The organism is Nitratireductor sp. WH36-1, assembly GCF_058725515.1.
On record NZ_CM178970.1, the window covers coordinates 576,635 to 596,970 of the forward strand.

At 60.7% G+C, this 20,336-nt stretch carries 23 protein-coding genes and 1 tRNA gene; 17 read left to right on the forward strand and 7 right to left on the reverse strand.

Translation table 11 applies throughout. The annotated features are described in order from the left end of the window. Window positions 1-67 precede the first annotated feature (67 nt). A complete protein-coding gene (locus tag AC4PTT_RS02780) occupies window positions 68-1,117 on the reverse strand; it encodes an RluA family pseudouridine synthase (RefSeq protein ID WP_492162065.1) in 1,050 nt (349 codons plus the stop codon). 26 nt (window positions 1,118-1,143) lie between these two features. Between AC4PTT_RS02780 and AC4PTT_RS02785 the strand changes: the two genes are divergently transcribed. From AC4PTT_RS02785 to AC4PTT_RS02795, 3 genes are all read left to right on the forward strand, one after another. Beyond that, a complete protein-coding gene (locus tag AC4PTT_RS02785) occupies window positions 1,144-1,518 on the forward strand; it encodes a fimbrial protein (protein WP_113153382.1) in 375 nt (124 codons plus the stop codon). Window positions 1,519-1,617: 99 nt separating this feature from the next. Further along, window positions 1,618-1,693 (forward strand) — tRNA-Glu (locus AC4PTT_RS02790). A 571-nt stretch (window positions 1,694-2,264) separates the two neighbouring features. Next, on the forward strand, window positions 2,265-2,573 hold the full coding sequence (locus AC4PTT_RS02795; RefSeq protein WP_113153380.1) for a hypothetical protein: 309 nt from the start codon (window positions 2,265-2,267) through the stop codon (window positions 2,571-2,573). Between the two features lie 121 nt (window positions 2,574-2,694). Here AC4PTT_RS02795 and AC4PTT_RS02800 read toward each other — a convergent pair whose 3' ends face one another. Continuing rightward, window positions 2,695-2,964 (reverse strand): hypothetical protein, encoded by a 270-nt coding sequence (locus tag AC4PTT_RS02800; RefSeq protein WP_206546050.1) that lies wholly within the window; start codon window positions 2,962-2,964, stop codon window positions 2,695-2,697. Between the two features lie 267 nt (window positions 2,965-3,231). Here AC4PTT_RS02800 and AC4PTT_RS02805 point away from each other — a divergent pair, with 267 nt between their 5' ends. From AC4PTT_RS02805 to phoB, 7 genes are all read left to right on the forward strand, one after another. Further along, on the forward strand, window positions 3,232-6,543 hold the full coding sequence (locus tag AC4PTT_RS02805) for a response regulator (protein WP_492162066.1): 3,312 nt from the start codon (window positions 3,232-3,234) through the stop codon (window positions 6,541-6,543). A 554-nt stretch (window positions 6,544-7,097) separates the two neighbouring features. Continuing rightward, window positions 7,098-8,135 carry a substrate-binding domain-containing protein gene (locus tag AC4PTT_RS02810; RefSeq protein ID WP_113153377.1) on the forward strand — a complete coding sequence of 346 codons (1,038 nt, stop codon included), beginning with the start codon at window positions 7,098-7,100 and terminating at the stop codon, window positions 8,133-8,135. Between the two features lie 106 nt (window positions 8,136-8,241). Continuing rightward, a complete protein-coding gene (pstC, locus tag AC4PTT_RS02815) occupies window positions 8,242-9,714 on the forward strand; it encodes a phosphate ABC transporter permease subunit PstC (RefSeq protein ID WP_206553957.1) in 1,473 nt (490 codons plus the stop codon). Next, entirely contained in the window at window positions 9,711-11,030 is a 1,320-nt protein-coding gene (gene pstA, locus AC4PTT_RS02820) for a phosphate ABC transporter permease PstA (protein ID WP_492162067.1), read from the forward strand. Before pstC ends, pstA begins: the two co-directional genes overlap by 4 nt. A 14-nt stretch (window positions 11,031-11,044) precedes the next feature. Then, window positions 11,045-11,860: a phosphate ABC transporter ATP-binding protein PstB gene (pstB, locus tag AC4PTT_RS02825; protein ID WP_113153374.1), complete on the forward strand. Its 816-nt coding sequence runs from the start codon at window positions 11,045-11,047 to the stop codon at window positions 11,858-11,860. A 34-nt stretch (window positions 11,861-11,894) separates the two neighbouring features. Beyond that, a complete protein-coding gene (phoU, locus tag AC4PTT_RS02830) occupies window positions 11,895-12,605 on the forward strand; it encodes a phosphate signaling complex protein PhoU (protein ID WP_113153373.1) in 711 nt (236 codons plus the stop codon). 36 nt (window positions 12,606-12,641) lie between these two features. Further along, the gene (gene phoB, locus AC4PTT_RS02835) at window positions 12,642-13,328 is read left to right on the forward strand and encodes a phosphate regulon transcriptional regulator PhoB (protein WP_204360881.1); all 687 of its coding nucleotides are present in this window, start codon (window positions 12,642-12,644) and stop codon (window positions 13,326-13,328) included. Between the two features lie 83 nt (window positions 13,329-13,411). Here the strand turns inward: phoB and AC4PTT_RS02840 are convergent, their stop codons facing one another. The 3 genes from AC4PTT_RS02840 to AC4PTT_RS02850 all read right to left on the reverse strand — a co-directional run bounded on the left by AC4PTT_RS02840 (window position 13,412) and on the right by AC4PTT_RS02850 (window position 14,936). Beyond that, on the reverse strand, window positions 13,412-13,753 hold the full coding sequence (locus AC4PTT_RS02840) for a hypothetical protein (RefSeq protein ID WP_113153371.1): 342 nt from the start codon (window positions 13,751-13,753) through the stop codon (window positions 13,412-13,414). An 88-nt stretch (window positions 13,754-13,841) separates the two neighbouring features. Then, the gene (locus AC4PTT_RS02845; RefSeq protein WP_113153370.1) at window positions 13,842-14,009 is read right to left on the reverse strand and encodes a DUF1328 domain-containing protein; all 168 of its coding nucleotides are present in this window, start codon (window positions 14,007-14,009) and stop codon (window positions 13,842-13,844) included. Window positions 14,010-14,141: 132 nt separating this feature from the next. Beyond that, entirely contained in the window at window positions 14,142-14,936 is a 795-nt protein-coding gene (locus AC4PTT_RS02850; protein ID WP_206546055.1) for a response regulator, read from the reverse strand. A gap of 202 nt (window positions 14,937-15,138) precedes the next feature. Here AC4PTT_RS02850 and AC4PTT_RS02855 point away from each other — a divergent pair, with 202 nt between their 5' ends. Together AC4PTT_RS02855 and AC4PTT_RS02860 are read left to right on the forward strand one after the other, a co-directional pair. Continuing rightward, on the forward strand, window positions 15,139-15,345 hold the full coding sequence (locus AC4PTT_RS02855; protein WP_113153368.1) for a NepR family anti-sigma factor: 207 nt from the start codon (window positions 15,139-15,141) through the stop codon (window positions 15,343-15,345). Between the two features lie 5 nt (window positions 15,346-15,350). Continuing rightward, the gene (locus AC4PTT_RS02860; protein WP_113153367.1) at window positions 15,351-15,902 is read left to right on the forward strand and encodes a sigma-70 family RNA polymerase sigma factor; all 552 of its coding nucleotides are present in this window, start codon (window positions 15,351-15,353) and stop codon (window positions 15,900-15,902) included. A gap of 64 nt (window positions 15,903-15,966) precedes the next feature. Here AC4PTT_RS02860 and AC4PTT_RS02865 read toward each other — a convergent pair whose 3' ends face one another. Further along, entirely contained in the window at window positions 15,967-16,356 is a 390-nt protein-coding gene (locus AC4PTT_RS02865) for a response regulator (RefSeq protein WP_113153366.1), read from the reverse strand. Between the two features lie 154 nt (window positions 16,357-16,510). On the opposite strand from AC4PTT_RS02865, the gene AC4PTT_RS02870 reads away from it, so the two are divergent. Continuing rightward, window positions 16,511-17,260 carry a Crp/Fnr family transcriptional regulator gene (locus tag AC4PTT_RS02870; protein WP_113153365.1) on the forward strand — a complete coding sequence of 250 codons (750 nt, stop codon included), beginning with the start codon at window positions 16,511-16,513 and terminating at the stop codon, window positions 17,258-17,260. On the opposite strand, the gene AC4PTT_RS02875 is transcribed toward AC4PTT_RS02870, so the two are convergent. Then, entirely contained in the window at window positions 17,190-18,383 is a 1,194-nt protein-coding gene (locus AC4PTT_RS02875; RefSeq protein ID WP_492162068.1) for an AI-2E family transporter, read from the reverse strand. The two genes, AC4PTT_RS02870 and AC4PTT_RS02875, sit on opposite strands and share 71 nt — an antisense overlap. A 120-nt stretch (window positions 18,384-18,503) precedes the next feature. Here AC4PTT_RS02875 and AC4PTT_RS02880 point away from each other — a divergent pair, with 120 nt between their 5' ends. From AC4PTT_RS02880 to AC4PTT_RS02895, 4 genes are all read left to right on the forward strand, one after another. Then, window positions 18,504-18,842, forward strand: coding sequence for an ElaB/YgaM/YqjD family protein (locus tag AC4PTT_RS02880; RefSeq protein WP_317090005.1), 339 nt, complete (start codon window positions 18,504-18,506; stop codon window positions 18,840-18,842). A gap of 9 nt (window positions 18,843-18,851) precedes the next feature. Continuing rightward, a complete protein-coding gene (locus tag AC4PTT_RS02885) occupies window positions 18,852-19,298 on the forward strand; it encodes a hypothetical protein (protein WP_113153362.1) in 447 nt (148 codons plus the stop codon). 189 nt (window positions 19,299-19,487) lie between these two features. Beyond that, on the forward strand, window positions 19,488-19,676 hold the full coding sequence (locus AC4PTT_RS02890) for a hypothetical protein (protein WP_206546057.1): 189 nt from the start codon (window positions 19,488-19,490) through the stop codon (window positions 19,674-19,676). An 89-nt stretch (window positions 19,677-19,765) separates the two neighbouring features. After that, complete coding sequence (locus tag AC4PTT_RS02895; protein WP_113153361.1) at window positions 19,766-20,275, forward strand: Dps family protein; 510 nt, start codon at window positions 19,766-19,768, stop codon at window positions 20,273-20,275. Window positions 20,276-20,336: the final 61 nt, after the last annotated feature.

Genomic DNA, 20,336 nt, shown 5'->3' on the forward strand with positions numbered 1-20,336 from the left:
AGTTAAAGTCTCACTCTGCTGTCAACATTGTGTCACCAGATGGTGGACACTATTATTGTACCGACTATTACAAAATATCAAGTGCCTTTGTCAATGCCAGCAGATCGGCGGGCAGATCGGCCTCGAAACGCATCAGTTCTTCGGTTTCCGGATGCCGGAAGGCGAGGAGGTGAGCATGCAGAGCCTGACGCAGAAAAGCGGCGACTGTGGGGCGTATCTCCTCGGGTAACCTGTTGGCCTTGGTGCGGAAGGCGCGGGCGTAATCCCGGTCGCCGATGAGCGGATGGCCGATATGCGCCATGTGCACGCGGATCTGGTGCGTGCGTCCGGTCTCCAGCCGGCATTCCACCCGTGCAGCAAATGCATTGCCCGCGCCGTCGGTTCCATAGCGCTTCTGCACCCTGTAGCGGGTGACGGCGTGGCGTGCGTCGCTGCGGCCGGCGGGCACCACGGCGCGCAGCGTGCGGCTCTGCGCATGGCGGCCAAGCGGTGCGTCGATCGTGCCTGCCATACGCTCCGGCGCGCCCCAGACAAGGGCGGTGTAGGCGCGTTCCAGGTCGCCGCTGCGACCGTGATCGGCAAAGGCTTCCGACAGGATGCGGTGGGCATTGTCGGTCTTGGCGACGACCATCACGCCTGTCGTGTCGCGGTCGAGGCGATGAACAATGCCGGGGCGACGCACGCCGCCAATGCCGGCAAGGCTGTCGCCGCAATGGTGAAGCAGCGCATTGACCAGAGTGCCCGACCAGTTGCCGGGGGCGGGGTGCACCACGAGGCCAGCCGGTTTGTTGATGACGATCAGCGAGGCGTCTTCATAGAGAACGTCGAGCGGGATGGGCTCGGGTTCCGGTTCCGCCGGCTCCGCCTCGGGCACGATGAGGGCGTAGACCTCGCCTTCCGCGACCTTGTGCTTGGTCTCGGTGACCGGGATTTCGTCGCAGCGTACGGCGCCTGCGCGAATGAGCGACTGCAGGCGGCTGCGTGAAACCGCCGCGCCCAGCCGGCCCGAAAGCCAGCGATCCAGCCGCTCTCCGGCGTCTTCGGGGTCAACGGTGAACGCTTTGCTTGCGTCTGCGTCTTCCCATTCGTTGTGGTCTTCGGTATCAGGATCGCGCATTGAGATTGCTTTCAAAACGGTGAGACATGGCCACGCCAGAAGAACAGGAAACCCCGGAGCAGGAGACGCTCGATCCGGCAGCCGAGCGAGTGCGCCGCAAGATGGTCCGCTTCATGGGCATCAATCTGGCCATTCTGTTCACCGCGGTTATGGCGGTCGTGCTCGCCTTTGTCTACAAGACGCTGAGCGAGAAGCCGGAGGAGCCGGCGGCCGCGATTGCCCTGCCGGGTGACGCCATGGAAGGTGTGATCGATCTGCCTGAGGGCGCACGGGTTCTTTCGCAGTCGCTCGACGGCGCGCGGATCTCCCTGCATGTGCGTCTGGCCGATGGCGGTGAAGAGCTTCGTCTTTACGATCTTTCGAACGGTAACATGGCCGCACGGTTTACGTTGCAGCCCTGATGATCGGGGTCGGCCAAAAAAACTTGGCCGAATTCACAAAGATCGCAAAACGGCTGTTGCATTCGGCCGCGAACGCGCCTATATCGCCGCAATCGCTGCGCTCCCATCGTCTAGCGGTCTAGGACGCCGCCCTCTCACGGCGGAAACAGGGGTTCGAGTCCCCTTGGGAGTGCCACTTCTCCTTTTCAGCATAACCTTTCATTAACGGTGCGGCCGGGCAGTTGTCCGTCTGATGCTTCAGCCATTTACCCAAACCGTGCGTTCGTCTTACGCTGCGTCATTGGGTGAAAGCCGAAGGACATTGCCATGATCCGCTTATGCGTCGCCTTGCCTGTTCTCGCTCTTCTTGCGGGCTGTGCCCACAATCAGGTGGCGTCCGGAGATGATCAGACGGTGAAAGACGATCAATCGCCCGCGCAACTCAGCGAAAAGAACCGTGCCGGAAATACGGGTGCTTCGCCCGGGGCTGAGGAAGCCGGAGGTTATGATCGGGCGCTGAGGGCGCAGATCCCGGGCTGACCGAAGCAACGTCAGAGTTTCCCGGCGCGCGTGTCGGCTTTGATCCTTTCCGGTCCGTATTTTGTGTTGCGGGCGGAAGAACATCACACCGCATTTCCAGCACAATTGCCTGAAAACCATCAATACATCTTGCCCCTCAGGGCGAATCGCCGGCGGATGCGCGATTGCGTTTGCAGGCGAGCATGCAGCATTGAACAGGTGGGCGGATGAGTGCGGGGCGATACGGGGTGGCGGTGCTTGGCTGGGTCAAGGCGCTTTTGATCGTGCTGTTGATGGGCGCGGGCTGGTCGTTCGCCACCATGCTCGTGAGTTTTCCGCTGCTGACCGAACTGGTTCCTTCCAGAGGCTGGCTGGATCTTCGAGCCTTTGTGCTGGTCGTTTATCTGATGCTGCAGGCTTTTCTGGCCGGTGGCTGGATCGGCTGGCGAATGACCAGGGGGACGCCCTTTCGCGAGGCAGTCTCCAGCAAGATGTTCTGGATCTTCAATCTGGGCATTGGTGTAGCGGTGTCTCTACTGCTTGCGATCTGGGCGTAAGGCCCGGAAGGGAAGCTGTCTCTGCCGAATGCGGCTCGGCTGGGTGAGCGAAACGCAGGGGCAATCTGGCGTGTCGTCTCCGCTCCTCAGGAAGCGGAGACGTATTGCGCCGGTGCAAGCTCTATAGTGCCTTGTCGTTGCGGCGCGCGCGTTCGCCATCGCTGAACGTGCCCAGCTTGCCGTCGACGGTACATTCGCCGCCCCATTCGGGGTTCGGGCAACTGACATTTGCAGCCTGACAGCTATAGGCATTGGTTACTTCACGGCCGCCGTACATTTCCTTCACGTAGCATTTTCCATAATGCTTGGTGCCGGTGGCAGCCTGTGCGGTGGTGGCCATTGCGCCGATGGCGACCAGCGCCATAGCGAGTTTTTGCATTGCGCTTTTCATGAAGTCCTCCAGAAGTTTTATGCCCCTGCAGGTAGAAAAGCCGAATTCACCTGAACGTGTACTGTAATCGCTATTCACTCCCGGTTCAGATCCAGCTCAAGGCATGATCTGGTGGGCGCACACTCCAGCGAGAGGCAAGCTCCGCCTGTCATATTGGTGCGAATCGACTTTATGGTTAGCATATCGTCAGGGCTTGACCGCCAGGCTGAGCATACGCGGTGCATGCGCATGTCTATCGCTATGTGCCTCTGAAGGGAGCAACTGAGTTTGGAGACCGGCGAAGGCGCAGGTTTCGCGCAGAGATTTTCCGGTGATGAGCTGACCGAACTGCTTCGGTCGGCTGCCGGCTGGGTTTGGGAAACCGACCGGCAGCACCGGCTTGTCTGGATCTCCGGGGAATTCGAAAGCGTCACGGGGCTGAAACCGGAGCGCTTTCTCGGCCGCTCGCGCATCACGCTTGCCCGCAATGCTTTCCATCCGGTCAGCGATGTTGAGGCGCATGAAGCCCTGCTGGCCGCGCGTAAACCCTTCAGCCAGTTCATCTACGATCTCGTGGGCGGCGCGGAGCAGTGCCGCTGGATCTCCGTTTCCGGTTTTCCGCGCTTCGATGAGCGGGGAGAATTTCTGGGTTACCGGGGCGTCGCGCACAATGTGACGTCGACCATGGATTGCCTGCGAAACGGGGCGAATGATGATGAGGGCGACGGGGCGTCGCTGCCATTTCGCTTCAGCGGCGCGGATGGGCATCTGACCCGGCTGATGGCGGCGCTTGACGTTACTCATGACGCCTTCTGCTATTACGATGCCGATGACTGTCTGGTGCTCAGCAACCGGGCGATGATCGAGATGTATGCCGGGCTGGAAGATGTGATCCGGCCCGGAACCTCGTTCGAGGCGCTTCTGTGGGCTGGCGTCACGCGGGAGATCTGGTCAACCGAAGGGCTGGGGGCGGATGCGTGGATACGGCAGGTTCTTGACCTGCGGCAGAGCGAAGAGGCCTTCGAAAGCGTGCTCCGCTTTCATGATGGCCGCTGGATCATGCACCGCGAGAAGCGGCTGGTGGATGGTGGCAGGATCGGCATCTGCACAGACATCACAAGGCTCAAGCGGCATGAAGATGCCCTCGCCGACGCCCTTGAGAAGGCGAAACTCGCCGAGGCCATTCTCAACGAGTTGCCCAATCCGGTTTTCGCCAAGGATCAGGACCTGCGTTTCGTTCTGGTGAACCGCGCGTTCAAGCGGACGCTCGGCGATGATGTGCCGGACATTCTGGGCAAACGGGCGATCGATTTCGTCTCCCCGGAACTGGCAAGTGCGTTCGAGGAAAGCGAGCAGCGCGTTCTCGACACGAGCGAAGATTACGAAGTCGAAGAAGATTTCGAGCAGCCGGGCATCGGCAATTACCGCATCGTGCGGAAGCATCGTGTCGAAACGCAGAGCGGCAAGCCCTATGTGGTCGGCGCGCTGTTCGACATCTCTGATATCCGCAAACGCGAGAATGACGCTGAAGACGCGCGGCGGCAGCTTGCAGAAGTGCTTGAATCCCTGCCGGCAGGCGTCGTCATTTATGACCGTGATGATCATTATGTGCTGGCCAATCGCAAGCTGCATGAGGCCCTGCCGGCGATGATCCCGGCCATGCAGCCCGGCAAGACCCTGCGCGATGCGGTGTTGCTTGCACATGAGGCGGGATATTTCCGCCAGAGCGGCGATCCGGACCTCGATGCGCTTTATGATGTCGATCCCGAAGCCTGGATCGAAGGCTATCTCCGGTCCTATCAGGTTCGTCACCGGGTGTTTGAGCGCAGCCATGCCAATGGCCGCTGGTTCAAGGCGATCGATACCCGGACCGAAGACGGCACATTTGTCGGCGTGCGCGTCGATATCAGCGAACTCAAGCAGCGCGAGGAAGAACTCCGCAGCGCCCGTGAGGAAGCGATCATCGCGGACCGGGCGAAGTCTGAGTTCCTGGCCAATATGAGCCATGAAATCCGCACGCCCATGAATGGCGTTCTCGGCATGGCCGAACTGCTTGCCAAGACGGACCTTTCGGCGAAGCAGAAGACATTCGCCGACATTATCCTGAAGTCGGGCAATGCGCTGCTCAACATCATCAATGACATTCTCGACTTCTCGAAGATCGATGCCGGGCACATTGTTCTGGATGCAGGTCCGTTCCATCTGGGGGAGGCCGTCGGCGATGTGGTGACCCTGATGTCGTCACGGGCCAAGGAAAAGGATCTGGAGCTGATCGTGCGTGTGGCGCCGGGGCTGTCGCGCGCGGTCGTGGGCGATGTCGGTCGCATCCGGCAGATCCTGACCAATCTCGTCGGCAATGCCGTGAAATTCACCGAGAAGGGGCATGTTCTCGTCAATGTCAGCGGCCAGGAGGCAGAGGACGGCAGGGTCGATCTGCAATTCTCGGTGACGGATACGGGCATTGGCATTCCGAGGGAAAAGCTCGCACTGGTGTTCGAGAAATTCAGCCAGGTTGATGCCTCTTCCACCCGCCGTCACGAAGGCACGGGGCTGGGGCTCGCGATCACCTCGCGGCTTGTGGATCTCATGGGCGGCGAAATCGGCGTCGAGAGCGTCGAAGGGCGCGGCTCGACCTTCTGGTTCACCCTGACGCTGCCGAAGGCCACGGATGCGGCGCCCCAGCCCTCGGCCCCCGGCGACGTTTCACACGCCCGAGTTCTCGTCGTCGATGACAACGCCGTCAACCGTATGATCCTCGGCGAGCAAATGGCCCATTGGGGCTTCGATGCCTGCGTTGCCGAAGGGGCAGTGGAGGCGCTGAACGTTCTGAGAGTGTCCACGGAGCTCGGGCTGCGGGTCGACTGTGTGGTCGTGGATTACCAGATGCCGGGCATGAACGGGCTCGACATGGTGGAGGCCATCCGCGCCGAACCCGAAATTGCGCACACGCCGGTGGTGCTGCTCACCTCCGTTGATCAGTCTCTGTCCGGTTTTGGCGCGCGCGACCTGTCCATTGCCTCACATCTCATCAAGCCGGCGCGCGCCTCGGCGCTATTGGATGCCGTGGTCAAGGCCATCCATGGCGGTCGAGAAGAAGAGGGGGATGACGGCGTGGAAGTCGCTGCGGAGCCGGAAGTCCGGTCCGAGGAAGTGGAGCCTGCAACCTTCATCTCCGAGCCGGAACCGCCGGTTACCGCAATGGGCGGCATCGATGTGCTCGTTGCTGAAGACAATGAGGTGAACCAGCTTGTCTTCCGCCAGATCCTGAGCGAAGCGGGGCTTTCCTTCGAGATTGTCGACAATGGCCGGCTGGCGGTTGAGGCGTGGGAGCACAGCCAGCCGCACCTGGTTTTGATGGATGTCTCAATGCCGGAGATGAACGGGCTGGAGGCAACGCGGGAGATCCGCCGGCTTGAGAAGGTCGCGCGAACGCGCGTTCCCATTATCGGTGTGACTGCGCACGCCCTGAAAGGTGATCGTGATCTGTGCCTGGAATCCGGGATGGACGATTATCTTTCCAAGCCGATCAGTCCGCGCGCGCTGATGGATAAGATCAACTCCTGGGTGAAACATCCGCGCAGAAATTCAATCTTGAAATGAGCCGGCTTTGATTGCTAACTGCCTGTAGGGTAACATTTTTATTCAAATTTTCTGAAAGCGACGCCGACTGGCGTGATCGCGCCATATAATAAACTTAAACCTCTCATTAAAGTTGAAATGATTGGTCGCTGGTTGACCTATCAGGCTTCCGGGCGGGCGGAGATCCACAGGGCCATGGGTGGTCCAAACGAGCCCCAACAGGATCTATCCGGGTTTTTAACCCAGCCAAGTGTGATTTGCCTTTCTCAGGCTTTCCCCCGCCCGGCTTTTTAAGCGGGTCCAACAGGCCTTCGGCCAGGTCTGGACCAGGCCCCTTGCCCCTCGGCCAGAACCCGTTTCTTCCCTTCATATGACAGTTTCCATGCGACGGCGTCTGTCTTGTCCGATCTGCGCCTTCTGTCGTCCTGATGGGCGAATAGTCTGAGAAACAACGGTTTTCTCATACGTAATCGGGCTGACATGTAAGTGTCATGGAACTGTTACACAGAGTTGTTATTCCGCTCCCCGACGCCGAGAGGGCGTCTGACCGAATTCCGAACAGGGAGCTGTCTCCAATGAACAAATTCCTCCTCACCGCTTCGGCGGCCACGATCGCCCTTGTCGGTGCGGTCGGTGCGGCTGCGGCCCGCGATCAGGTCCAGATTGCCGGTTCGTCGACCGTTCTCCCCTACGCGAAGATCGTTGCCGAGAACTTCGGCGAGACCTTCCCGAGCTTCAAGACGCCTGTTGTCGAGTCCGGCGGTTCCTCCGCAGGCCTGAAGGAGTTCTGCAAGGGCGTCGGTGAAGACACGATCGACATCGCCAACGCTTCGCGCAAAATCCGCGAAAAGGAAGTTGCTGCCTGCGCCGAAAACGGCGTGAAGGAAATCCAGGAAGTCCAGTTCGGCTATGACGGCATCGTCTTCGCCACCGACATCCAGGGCCAGGACTGGGCGCTCGAGCCGATCGACGTCTACAAGGCGCTGGCTGCCAAGGTTGCTGTTGACGGCAAGCTCGTCGACAACCCCTACAAGAAGTGGAACGAAGTCAATCCGGACCTGCCGGAGTGGGACATTGCTGCCTACATCCCGGGTGAGAAGCACGGCACCCGCGAAGTCTTCGAAGAGAAGGTTCTCGCTGCTGGCTGTGAAGCTGCTGGCGGTCTGAAGGCTGCTGAAGAGGCTGGCCTGGACGAAGACGCCGCTGAAGACGCCTGCATCGCGGTCCGCAAGGATGGCGGCGCGGTCGACATCGACGGCGACTACACCGAGACCCTCGCTCGCATCGACGCCAACAAGACCGGCGTTGGCGTGTTCGGCCTCTCCTTCTACGAGAACAATGCCGACAAGCTGAAGGTCGCCACGATCAACGGTGTCACGCCGACCGTCGAGACCATCTCGACCGGTGAGTATCCGGTGTCGCGTCCGCTTCAGTTCTACGTGAAGAAGGCGCACATCGGCGTTGTTCCGGGCCTCAAGGAATATGTTGAGTTCTTCCTCGACGACCAGATGGTCGGCCCGGAGAGCCCGCTTGCCGATTACGGCCTGGTTCCGGCTCCGGATGCAGAGCGCGACGCACAGCGCGAAGCTTTCTCCGCTGGCGAGACCATGTAATCCGGTTTTCGCATGACGACGCAGGCGGCTCATTGGCCGCCTGCGTTTTCGTCTCTGCGAAATTGGTCTGAATGACGCTGCCGGTTCCTGCCGGCGAGGAGGCTTTGTGTCCTGGGGACTTCTCCTTACGATCATCGTGTTCATTGGCGTTGTCGGTTATGTGCTCGGCAATGCGCGCGCGAAGAACCAGATCGCAACCGCGACTGAAAAGCCGCATTCGCGGGCGCACTACCATGGCTGGTGGGTGTTTCTTCTTGCGGTTCTGCCGGCGCTGTTCTTCATGGCGGCCTGGTCGGCTGGCAGCTATGCCTATGTGGATCGCGCGGTAAGCGAACAACTGCCTGCGCAGACCGAAGACAGCGCGATTGCGAGCCGTTCGCTGGCGCTGGGCATGGTGCACAATCTTGCCGAAGGCCTGCGCCGGATTGAAGGCGACCCCGCTTTCGCCCAGGTGCCGCAGAGCTTTGAAGACCTGCGTCCGATCCTTGCCGAACGCGGCGTGGCGCTTGCCTCCGACACGCAGGACTACATGATCCCCATCGCGCTCGATCTGAATGCGATGCAGGACAATGCGGCGATGATCGGCACCGTGCTGGCGATCCTCATCGCACTGGGTGGCGCCTATCTCGGCCTGAGAAGCGTTCGCCCGCGCAGCCGCGCCCGCAACAATGTCGAGCGCGTCATTACCTGGGGCCTTCTGGCTGCATCCACCATCGCCATTTTGACGACGGTGGGCATCGTGTTCTCGATGCTGTTCGAGACGATCCATTTCTTCCGCTCGGTTTCGCTGAGCAACTTCTTCCTCGGAACGGTCTGGGACCCGCGCTTTGCGGCCGCAGGCGCAGAGGCGCAGGAAGGCCAGTTCGGCCTCATCCCGCTTCTTGCCGGCACGGTCTACATCGCCTTCGTGGCCATGCTGTTTGCCGTGCCCGTCGGTCTCATGGCGGCGATTTACATGGCCGAATATGCGTCCAAGCGGGTGCGTTCGGTGGTCAAGCCGCTGCTTGAGGTTCTGGCCGGCATCCCGACCATCGTCTACGGCTTCTTCGCCATGGTCACGGTCGGCCCGTTCCTGCGCGACATCAGCGCGGCGATTGCCGGCGGTCCGGGCTTCATTCAGGCGCAGAGCGTTCTGACGGCCGGCCTCGTGATGGGCATCATGCTCATCCCGTTCGTGTCCTCGCTTTCCGATGACATCATCACCGCCGTTCCGCGCGCCATGCGCGACGGTTCGCTCGGCCTTGGCGCAACGCGGTCCGAGACGATCAAGCGCGTCATCCTGCCGGCGGCTCTGCCGGGCATTGTCGGTGCGCTTCTGCTTACGGCGTCACGCGCCATTGGCGAGACCATGATCGTGGTTCTGGCCGCCGGCGTTGCCGCAAATCTCACGCTCAACCCGTTCGAAGCGATGACGACGATCACCGTCAAGATCGTCAACCAGCTTACCGGCGACCTGGAGTTCACCTCTCCGCAGACGCTGGTGGCCTTCGCACTGGGCATGACCCTGTTCGTGCTCACGCTCGGCATGAATGTCTTCGCGCTCTACATCGTGCGCAAATACCGGGAGCAATACGAATGAGCGACGCTGTCTACAAAGGGGGCAATGCCCCCCGCGCAGCCGCCGCGCGGCGCGACATCGGCATCAAGAAGCGTTATGCGGCAGAGCAGCGCTTCCGGATGTACGGCATCGTGGCCATCGCTGTCGGCATCTTCTTTCTGGCTGCGCTCCTCTGGTCGGTGGTTTCCAATGGCTATACCGCCTTCTGGCAGACCTCGATCAATCTGGACGTCAACTTCGCCGAGAGCGTGATCGACCCGAAAGGCGAGCGCGCGACTGATCCGAACAAGCTTCTGACGGCAAACTATCCCAAGCTCGCGACCGAAGCTCTGGTGGCCAAACTCGGGGTTGATCCTGAAAACCGCAAGCTGGTTCGCGAAGTGGGCGGGCTCATCTCCAATGGCGTGCGCACGCAGCTGCGCGACATGGTGGTGTCCGATCCCGCGATCATCGGCACGACACGGAATGTGTGGGTGCTGGCGAGCGGCGATGTCGATTCCGCCGTGAAGGGGCAGGTCAATCTCGAGGTGGACGAAAGCCGCCGCAAGGTTTCCGACCAGCAGCTCACATGGATCCGCACGATGGAAGCGGACGGGGTTCTGGAGCAGCGCTTCAACACCGGTCTCTTCATCCGTGGCGCATCAAGCCGTCCTGAAACGGCCGGCATGGGCGTGGCCATCGTCGGTTCGCTCTACATGATGATGATCGTGCTGCTTCTGGCGCTGCCCATTGGCGTTGCCGCTTCGATCTATCTTGAAGAGTTCGCACCGCAGAACAAGCTGACCGATCTTATCGAGGTCAACATCAACAATCTGGCGGCCGTGCCGTCCATCGTCTTCGGTCTTCTGGGCCTGGCCGTGTTCATCAACTTCATGCATCTGCCGCGCTCCGCCTCTCTGGTGGGCGGCCTCGTGCTGACGCTGATGACCCTGCCGACGATCATCATCGCAACGCGCGCAGCGCTGCGGGCCGTGCCACCCTCCATCCGTGCGGCAGCTCTCGGCCTCGGCGCTTCGCGCACCCAGACGGTGTTTCACCATGTGCTGCCGCTGGCCGCGCCCGGCATTCTCACGGGCACGATCATCGGTCTGGCGCAGGCGCTTGGCGAAACCGCACCGCTGCTTCTGATCGGCATGGTGGCCTTCGTGGCTGATTACCCGACCACGCCGCTCGATCCCGCTACGGCGCTGCCGGTTCAGATCTACATGTGGGCGAACGAGGCCGAACGCGCGTTTGTCGAGCGCACCTCGGGCGCTATCATGGTGTTGTTGCTGTTCCTCGCCGTGATGAACATTACCGCCATTATTCTGCGGCGGCGCGTCGAGCGTCGCTGGTAACGGAGTGGAAGGACATGAACATGCTCACTGATGCTGCTGTTGAAGAAGCACTGGATGCGAGCCAGAACTCGGACACCCTCAAGATGCGCGGTGAAGACGTCTGCGTCTTCTACGGCGAGAAACAGGCGCTGTTCGGCGTCAATCTCGACGTGCGCGAAAACCAGGTGACCGCGCTGATCGGCCCCTCGGGCTGTGGCAAATCCACGTTCCTGCGCTGCCTGAACCGCATGAACGACACGATCGACATTGCCCGGATCACCGGCAAGATCACGCTCGATGGCGAGGATATCTACGATCCCCGCATCGATGTGGTGGAGCTGCGCGCCCGGGTCGGCATGGTCTTCCAGAAGCCCAATCCGTTCCCCAAGTCGATCTACGAGAACATCGCCTACGGTCCGCGCATTCACGGTCTGGCGACGAAGAAGTCGGAATTCGACGAGGTCGTGGAAGCGAGCCTCCAGAAGGCTGGCCTCTTCAATGAGGTGAAGGACCGCCTGCATGAGCCCGGCACCGGTCTTTCCGGTGGTCAACAGCAGCGCTTATGCATCGCGCGCGCCATTGCCGTGTCGCCGGAAGTGATCCTGATGGACGAGCCCTGCTCGGCGCTTGATCCCATCGCCACCGCCAAGGTGGAAGAGCTGATTGACGAGCTGCGCGAGAACTACACGATCGTGATCGTCACGCACTCCATGCAGCAGGCGGCCCGCGTCTCGCAGCGCACGGCCATGTTCCACCTCGGCAATCTGGTCGAGGAAGGCCCGACGGACAAGATGTTCACCAATCCGGATGACAAGCGCACCCAGGATTACATCACCGGACGCTTCGGCTGACGGCGCGGCAAACGCACAGATAAGGAACCAGACCATGGGCGAGCACACAGTCAGCTCCTTCGATGAGGAACTCGGTGAAATCGACCGCCTCATCCGCGACATGGGCGATCTCTCCGGCGAGATGACGCGCGCTTCCACCAGGGCGCTACTGCACTCCGATACGGCGCTTGCACAGCGCATCATCTCCGATGACACGATCATGGACGCCAAGCAGCGCGACCTTGATGAGCGCGCCATCACGCTCATCGCAAAGCGCCAGCCGATGGCGCAGGATCTGCGCAGCGTCGTGGGCGCCATCCGCATGGCGGCTGATCTCGAGCGCATCGGCGATCTGGCCAAGAACATTGCCAAGCGCGTCGGCGCCGTGGGCGAAAGCGCCACGCCGCGCACGCTTGCGCATTCCATCGACGCGATGGCCGGCCTCGTGCTGAAACAGGTCAATTCGGTGGTCGAGCACTATGTGGCGCGCAATGCCGAGGCGTTAATCCGGCTGCGCGACGAGGATGAGGAAATCGACATTCAGTACACGTCGGTTTTCCGCGAACTCCTCACCTACATGATGGAAGACCCGCGCAACATCACGGCCTGCACGCACCTCCTGTTCTGTGCGAAAAATCTTGAGCGTATCGGCGACCATGTGACCAATATCGCCGAAAATGCCTATTATGTGGTGACGGGGTCCCAGCTTCCGGTCCAGCGGCCGAAGCTTGACGAAACACAGATGACGGTCGAATCCGATGTCTAACCGGCCGTAGACTGCCCGAGGAGAATGCCTGCCATGATTGCCCCCAAGGTCATGGTCGTTGAAGACGACGAACCGCTTTGCGTCTTGCTCAAGTACAATCTGGAAGCCGAAGGCTATCAGGTCGAGATGATCTCTCGCGGCGATGAAGCCGAAGTGCGCCTGCAGGAAAACGTACCCGATCTGCTCGTTCTGGACTGGATGGTTCCGGCCGTTTCCGGCATCGAGCTGTGCCGCCGGCTGCGCATGCGCCCCGAAACGGAGCGCCTGCCGATCATCATGCTCACCGCCCGTGGCGAGGAAAGCGACCGCGTGCGCGGCCTTTCAACCGGCGCGGACGACTATCTGGTGAAGCCTTTCTCGACGCCGGAATTCGTGGCGCGTGTTCGCGCGCTTCTGCGGCGCGCGAAGCCGGAAGTGCTCTCGACGGTTCTTTCGGTCGGGGACATCGTGCTCGACCGTGAATCGCACCGTGTCTATCGCCGCAAGAACGAGATCCGTCTCGGACCGACAGAGTTCCGCCTTCTGGAATTCATGATGCAGCATCCCGGCCGCGTCTTCTCGCGAAGCCAGCTGCTCGACAATGTCTGGGGCGAGACGATCTATATCGACGAGCGCACCGTGGACGTGCATGTGGGGCGTTTGCGCAAGGCCGTGAACCACGGGCGTCTGCCCGATGTGATCCGCACCATTCGCGGCGCGGGCTATGCGATCCGCGAAGCCTGACAAACGCGATACAGCCATTAAAAAAAGCCCCGGTTCGACCGGGGCTTTTTCGTTGAAGCTCTTCGCCGTTATTTCGTGGCCCGTTATTTCGTGGCGGCGTGTCCGGGGCGGGCATGCTCGTTCTGCGCCACGGCAAAGCTCGTCACCGGCTCGATGGAAGCGGTCAGCTCGCCATTGCTGGTGATGTCCCACTCCAGGATCGCATCGTCATAGACGAGTGCGGGATCCACATAGACGCAGGTGGCGAGAACCTGCGGCGCTTCGGTTTCCAGCTCGCGCATTGCAACCGGCTTCTCCGCCTCGCACTCCTCAAACGTCTCGTAGACCGGGGTGGGGGCGGGCAGTTCCTGGCATTCGCGCGTGTCGCCGGCCCCCACATTGCCTGAGCAGCCGACAATCAAAAGAAGTGCAGCGATGTGTTCCATGGCTTTCTCCTTTCATTGTCTTCACGAAACGGAAGCCATGGATGGTCCGGTTCGCTTATGCCGCATTCGTTTATGTGTGCGTCGCCGTTTAGCGACCGCGTTTCAGAAGGCCCATGATCAGCGAGATCGCGAGCAGGGCGAGGAAGATGTAGAAGAGGATCTGCGCAATGCCTGCCGAAGCGCCGGCAATTCCGCCGAAACCGAGTGCGCCGGCGATGATCGCGACGACAAGGAATATCAGGGCCCAGTATAGCATTCTGTCTCTCCGTTTAGTTATGCCGGTTAAACGTCTGGCATTCGGATTTGGTTCCGCCGGAGAGATTTTGGGCAAAAGAAAAGCCGCCCGGAGGCGGCTTTTTTGAGAAACGCGTGAAGAAGCGGGGGCCTGTCAGGCCGCCGCGTGCGCCTGCTGATCGAAGAAGAGCGCCTGGCTGATGAGCGCCTTGACCATTTCCGGGCTGAACGGCTTGGTCACAAGGAAGGTCGGTTCCGGGCGCTCGCCCGTCAGAAGCCGCTCGGGGAAGGCGGTGATGAAGATGACCGGCACGGTGGCCGCGTCGAGGATCTCGTTCACCGCATCAAGGCCTGAACTGCCATCGGCAAGCTGAATGTCGGCCAGCACCATTTTCGGCTGCGTCTTGGCAAACATTTCGACCGCCTGCTTGTGGGTGCGGGCCGTGCCGACCACGCGATGCCCGAGGCTTTCGACCATCTCCTCGATGTCCATGGCGATCAGGGGCTCGTCCTCGATGATGAGGATGTCTGTCGCCACCTGACGGGAAATCTCCTCGCTGGCTTCGCGCAGCATCGTGTTGATGCCTTTCATATCCGTCTCGAGAATTTCCGCAGCCTCTTCCGGCCGGAAATTCTCTACGGCCACCAGCAGGAAGGCCTGACGCGGACGGGGCGCGAGCGAAGAAAGGTTGCTCATGGCCCGCTTTTCCCATGCCGAGCTCGGCGTGCCTTCGGGGACCGGAACGTCCAGCGTTTCAAACAGCGATGTGAAGAGCCTGAAGAGGGCGATCTTGTCGGTCGATGCCTCGGGAAAGATGCTCGTATCGGCGATCAACGCTTCAAGCGTCGCAGCCACCAGTGCGTCACCGCTGGACTGGGAGCCGGAAACGGCCCGGGAAAAGCGCCGCAGGTAAGGAAGGTGCGGAGCGATACGCGCTGACAGGGTCATGGATTTCAAGTCTCCCTCAAGACATGGCAATGAGAATTAGTGCATTTGTGACGGGTGAAACGCCCCATATGCGAAAATGTTCCCGTCGGAGGGAACGAATTCCGCTCAATGGCGTTTGAAAGCAGACGAGACAGTTGTGGCCCGGGCGATGCGGACGGTTTCGGGTCATTGGGAGACCAGATTTGATGGAAAAAGACAGGGCATGAATTACGGCAAACCAAACACCCGAGGAAGCTTGACCCGGCGCGGCAAGGATGAAGACCCGCTCGGCGCAAACTCAGAGATCGGACGCAAGCTCAGGCAATATTACGACGACCTGGTAACGGAAGATATTCCGGATCGGTTCAGCGACCTTCTCAATCAGCTTGAGCAGAAAAGCGGCGCTGAAACGGCCGGAAACAAGGACTGATATATATGAGTGTTTATCCGGGCTTTCGTGACGATCTACTGGCCGCTGTGCCAAGCCTGCGCGCCTTCGCCGTTTCGCTTTCAAAAAGTGCGGACCGGGCGGACGATCTCGTGCAGGAATCGCTGGTCAAGGCGTGGGACAAACAGAACAGCTATCAGCCGGGCACCAATCTGAAAGCCTGGCTCTTCACCATCCTTCGCAACGAGTTCTACTCGCAGATGCGCAAGCGCAAGCGCGAGGTCGAAGATGCGGACGGTGCGATCACCGGACGTCTGTCGGTGCACCCGGCGCAGGAGGGTTCGGTCGATCTGAAGGACTTCCGGCGCGCTCTCGAGCAATTGCCCGAAGACCAGCGTGAAGCGATCATCCTGATCGGCGCGTCCGGCTTTTCCTATGAGGAAGCGGCGGAGATCTGCGATTGCGCGGTCGGCACGATCAAGAGCCGCGTGAGCCGCGCCAGAACGCGCCTGCAGGAAATCCTCGAGATTTCAGGTGAGGGCGATTTCGGGCCGGACGCCATCTCGACCCAGATCACCAATACGGCCTTCATCGCCTAGGTCCTGAGCCAGGATTGCCGTGCGTCCCTTGGGGCGCACATAGGGCAATCGGGTCTGACCGCTCTCAGTCCTTCCCGGCGCTTGAGCCGACAATCGCCTGGGACAGCGCGTCGATAAGGTCGCTGTCCCTGTAGGGCTTTTCAACGATCCTGATACCACCGAACGCCTCGAACACCTGGTGGCTTGAGGCGTAGCCGGTGGCGAAGATGAAGGGGATGCGCCGCGCCTGAAGCAGGCGGGCGAACTCGTCTGTCCAGTTGTCGGACAGCTTGATGTCGAGGATCGCTGTCGAAATTCCCCGGCTTTCCAGAACGTCGGGTCCCAGATCATCGAAGGTGCCGACAGTGAACACGTCCGTTGCGCCGTGCTCCTTGCACAGTTCTTCGATGCTCATGGCGATCATGGCTTCGTCTTCGACGAGCAGGACGCGGGCGCCCTCCAGAGGTTTCTTCAAGCAGACATCCTTCCGACGCCAGAGAATTCGTTCCTCTTTGCCATCTCATTACCCGTGTAGATTGTCATTAAAAAAAGACGTGTCTGTACGATTTGCGGGAACCGCTCGCACTGGATGCGGCTTTCCTATTCAGCAATGAACCGGGGGCCAGTCAGTGACAAAAGAACAGGAATTCACCCACAAGAGTCTGCCCTGCCAGCAATGTCCCTTGAGAAAGCGCGAGGTCTTTCGCGATTTCGAGGGGGATGAACTGGAGTTCGTCGGTCGTTTCAAGAAGGGCGATCTGGCAGTGAAGAAGGGGGCGACCGTTTTAGTGGAAGGCGCGCACAATCCGCATCTCTATACGGTACTTTCCGGCTGGGGCTTTCGCTACAAGCTCCTGGAAGACGGACGTCGCCAGATCGTCAATTATGTGATGCCGGGCGATCTCGTAGGGCTGCAGGGCAGTCTGATGGGCGAGATGAAGCACTCGGTCGAGGCGCTCTCGCAGATGTCCTTATGCGTGTTCGAGAAGGCCGAGCTGTTTTCGCTCTACAAGAAGTTTCCCGAACTCGCCTACGACATCACCTGGATCGCTTCGCGTGAGGAATGCATGCTCGACGACCATCTCCTGACTGTTGGCCGGCGAACGGCGCTGGAGAAAGTCGCCTATCTGCTTGTCTTCATTCTGGACCGCGCGCGGCAAAGCGGGCTCTCGAGGAACGGGACGCTTGCCCTGACCCAGCAGCACGTGGCCGACACGCTGGGCATTTCTCTTGTGCACACCAACAAGACGATCGCCCGCCTTGCCAGCCGCAATCACCTGAAATGGGAGGATGGCGGCTGCAAGATCCTCAATCAGGAGGCCTTGGCCGAACTGGCGGGCTGGACTCCCGGCTCAGGGGGGAAGCGGCCTTTTCTATAGGCGTTGGCGGTATCGCCTTCGCCCTGTGGCGATGGGCCTTGGCGGGTGTCGGCGGTTCGATGCCGGGGATGATGTTGCCGGCCATGGCGTAAATCGTCAGGAGCACGGGAATGGCGATGAAGCCTCCGATCGGCCCCCACATCCACAGCCAGAATGCGATCGACAGAAACACGATGAACGGGTTGAGCGTCATGCGCCGGCCAATGACGGTCGGCGTCACGAACTGGGCTTCCGTCGCGTTGACGGCCAGATAGATGAGCGGCGGCAGGAAACTTGCCGTCAGCGTGTCGAAGGTCGCAAGGCCGACGCCCAGCAGAATGATGGCCATCACTGCCGGGCCGATATAGATCACGAAGTTGAGCAGGGTCGCCATTGCGCCCCAGAGCGCGGGGGAGGGAACGCCCAGAAGCCACATCGCCACGGTGACGGCGACGCCCAGCCCGATATTGATGATGGTGATCGACAGGAGATAGTCGGACACCGCATTCTCCACGTCGCGGAAGATGTGCGCCACGCGCCAGCGCAGACGCCGGCCAAAGCACAGGCGCAGGATCGTCGCGCGGGTTTCATGGCGCGTCGCCACGAAAAAATAGAGGCTGGCGAAGAAGATGAGCAGCTGCGCCAGAAGCGATGGCGCAAGCACCGCAACGCTTTCGACCGTGGAGCCTTCTTCCACCGACACCGTCACGCTGGAACCGCCGGTGACTGAACGGATCTGCTCCTGCAGCCCCTTGATCGTGTCGAGCGGTTGCCGGAGGCTGGAGAGCTGAAGCTGCAACTGGCTCCAGATCTGCGGCAGCCGGTCGGCCCATGCGGTCAGGGGGGTGGCGATGGCGACGAGAAAGCCCCCCACCAGCGTAATGAAGATCAGCACCACCGCGACAGCCGAAATCGAAGGCCAGACGCCCATGCGCTCAAGCCGCGTTGCGATGGGGCCGAGCATCAGGCCGATGAAGATGGCAAGGGTCATGGGAGCAAGCAGAAAGCGCCCGTAATGCAGCATCACGACAAAGGCGATGAGCCCCAGAAGGATGACCGAAGTCTGCGCGCTCGCGGTGAGTGCGGTTTCCAGTGTCATGATGTGGGAGCGTTTGCCCCCCGGGCTGCTTTGTGATTGATCCATGCAACTTTTCCAGAAATGTTTCATTAGAAAATAGACCGCCGGGTAATTGGTTCCGTGCTAAATGGAACTTCACATATTGTTTGGCGTTGGCTTGGAACTGAAACATTGGAGAATGCTGAGATGGCAACCACGGCAGCGAAATCCGCACGCACCGAGAAAAACGACGAAGTGACCACCGGCGATCTGGAAAAGGACATCCAGCAGCTGCGCTCCGACATGGCTCAACTGATTAGCCATCTCAAGGACATGGGTGGCCAGTCGGGCGAAGCGGCGCGCAAGGCGGCCGGCGAGCGCTTCGAGCAGCTGCGCGGCCAGGGCGAGGCAGCCTTCAACAGCGTGAAGGACAGCTCGCAGGAACTGGAGAAAGAGCTGGCCCGCACCGTTCGCGAGCGCCCGTTCACCTCGCTGGCGCTGGCCGTTGGAGCCGGCTTCCTGCTGGCTCTCGCCACGCGCCGCTAGGTCGCTGTGATGCTGGCAAGACTGCTTGCCTCCGTTGCGACCGGAGAAGTGTCGGCCTCGCTCAAGCGCGCGCGGGTCGCATCCATGTTCTATGCGCTCGCCGCGTTTCTGGGTCTGTTCGGCATTGGCTTTCTCGTTCTGGCGGGGTTCATTGCCGCTGCGGACGAATGGGGTACGCTCGAGGCCGCGCTTGGCTTCGGCCTTGGTTTCGTGGCCATGGCGCTTGTCGTGCTTGTCAGCCTCAGGATCTGGACCCGTGCCGAACAGCGCCGCGCGCGTGAGCGCCGCGTTTCCGATGCGGGCGTTCTGGCTGGAACGGCGGCACTGACGCTGCTTCCCTCGCTCCTCTCGCGCACCGGCAAGTTCGGTGCGCTCGCCCTTCCCGTGCTCGTGGCCGTTGGCTACGCAATCTACCGCGAGAACAGCGGTGGAGATCCGGATGGCGACGCCGGTTAGTCGGGTGGGAACACCTGACGTCCGCATGAATGCGGACCAAAGGCGGTTGGCGTGGGGCAGCGTTTCCACGAAACGATAAGCCGCTCCAGCCGGGTTTGAGCCAGCCAATCCGGCTCACTTTTTTGCACTGCAATGGAACTCTCCCTCGGCCACGGCATTGGTCGAGGGAAGAAGACAGGAGCAGTGATCATGCCTGAAAACAAGACGACTTCTCAGGAGGCGCGCCAGGGACGGCGCGGCTTCCCGGTTCTCATGGTTCTGGTGTTCGGTCTTCTGCTGGCAGCTGTCGTCTGGTGGGGTGTCGAGGTTTATGGCCTGATGCTTGATGAAGAACAGGCCATAGAGCTGCCCGCCGCCGAAGACGGGCCGACTGGATGACGCGGCTTACCACGCAATTGTTTCACCAGCTTGTTTCATCAGCTTCATGAGATTCCCGTATTCAAGATACTCAATGAAAGGAGAGACCAATGAGCGATGCAGCTGAAGTTCTCAAACCCAAGACCCATGCCGACAAGATGGACATTGGCATTTCCGATGCGGACCGCAGGGAAATTGCCGCTGGGCTTTCGGAGATCCTCGTCGACACCTACAGGCTCCTGATCAAGACCCACATCTATCACTGGAATGTCGTCGGCCCGCTGTTCCATTCGATCCATGTTCTGACCGAGGAGCAGTACAACGCCCTGTTTGAAGCGACGGACATCATCGCCGAGCGGGTTCGTGCGCTGGGCCATCACGCGCCCATTCTGGCGGGCAAGGGTGTCGACACGTCCATCGAGCTTCGCGCCTCGGGCCGCTCGGCCCTTGAGATGGTGCAGGATCTGGTTGAGGACCATGAGGAAGCCGTTCGCAAGATGCGCGACATCGGCGCTGCCGCAGATGAAAAGGGTGACATGGTCACCGCCGACATGCTGACCGAGCGCCTGACCTTCCACGAGAAGGCGCTGTGGATGCTGCGCTCGATCATCGCCGACTAACGTGTGAGAAACGTGCGGCATCAAAAAAAGCCCCGGCCAGATTAGCCGGGGCTTTTGTCGT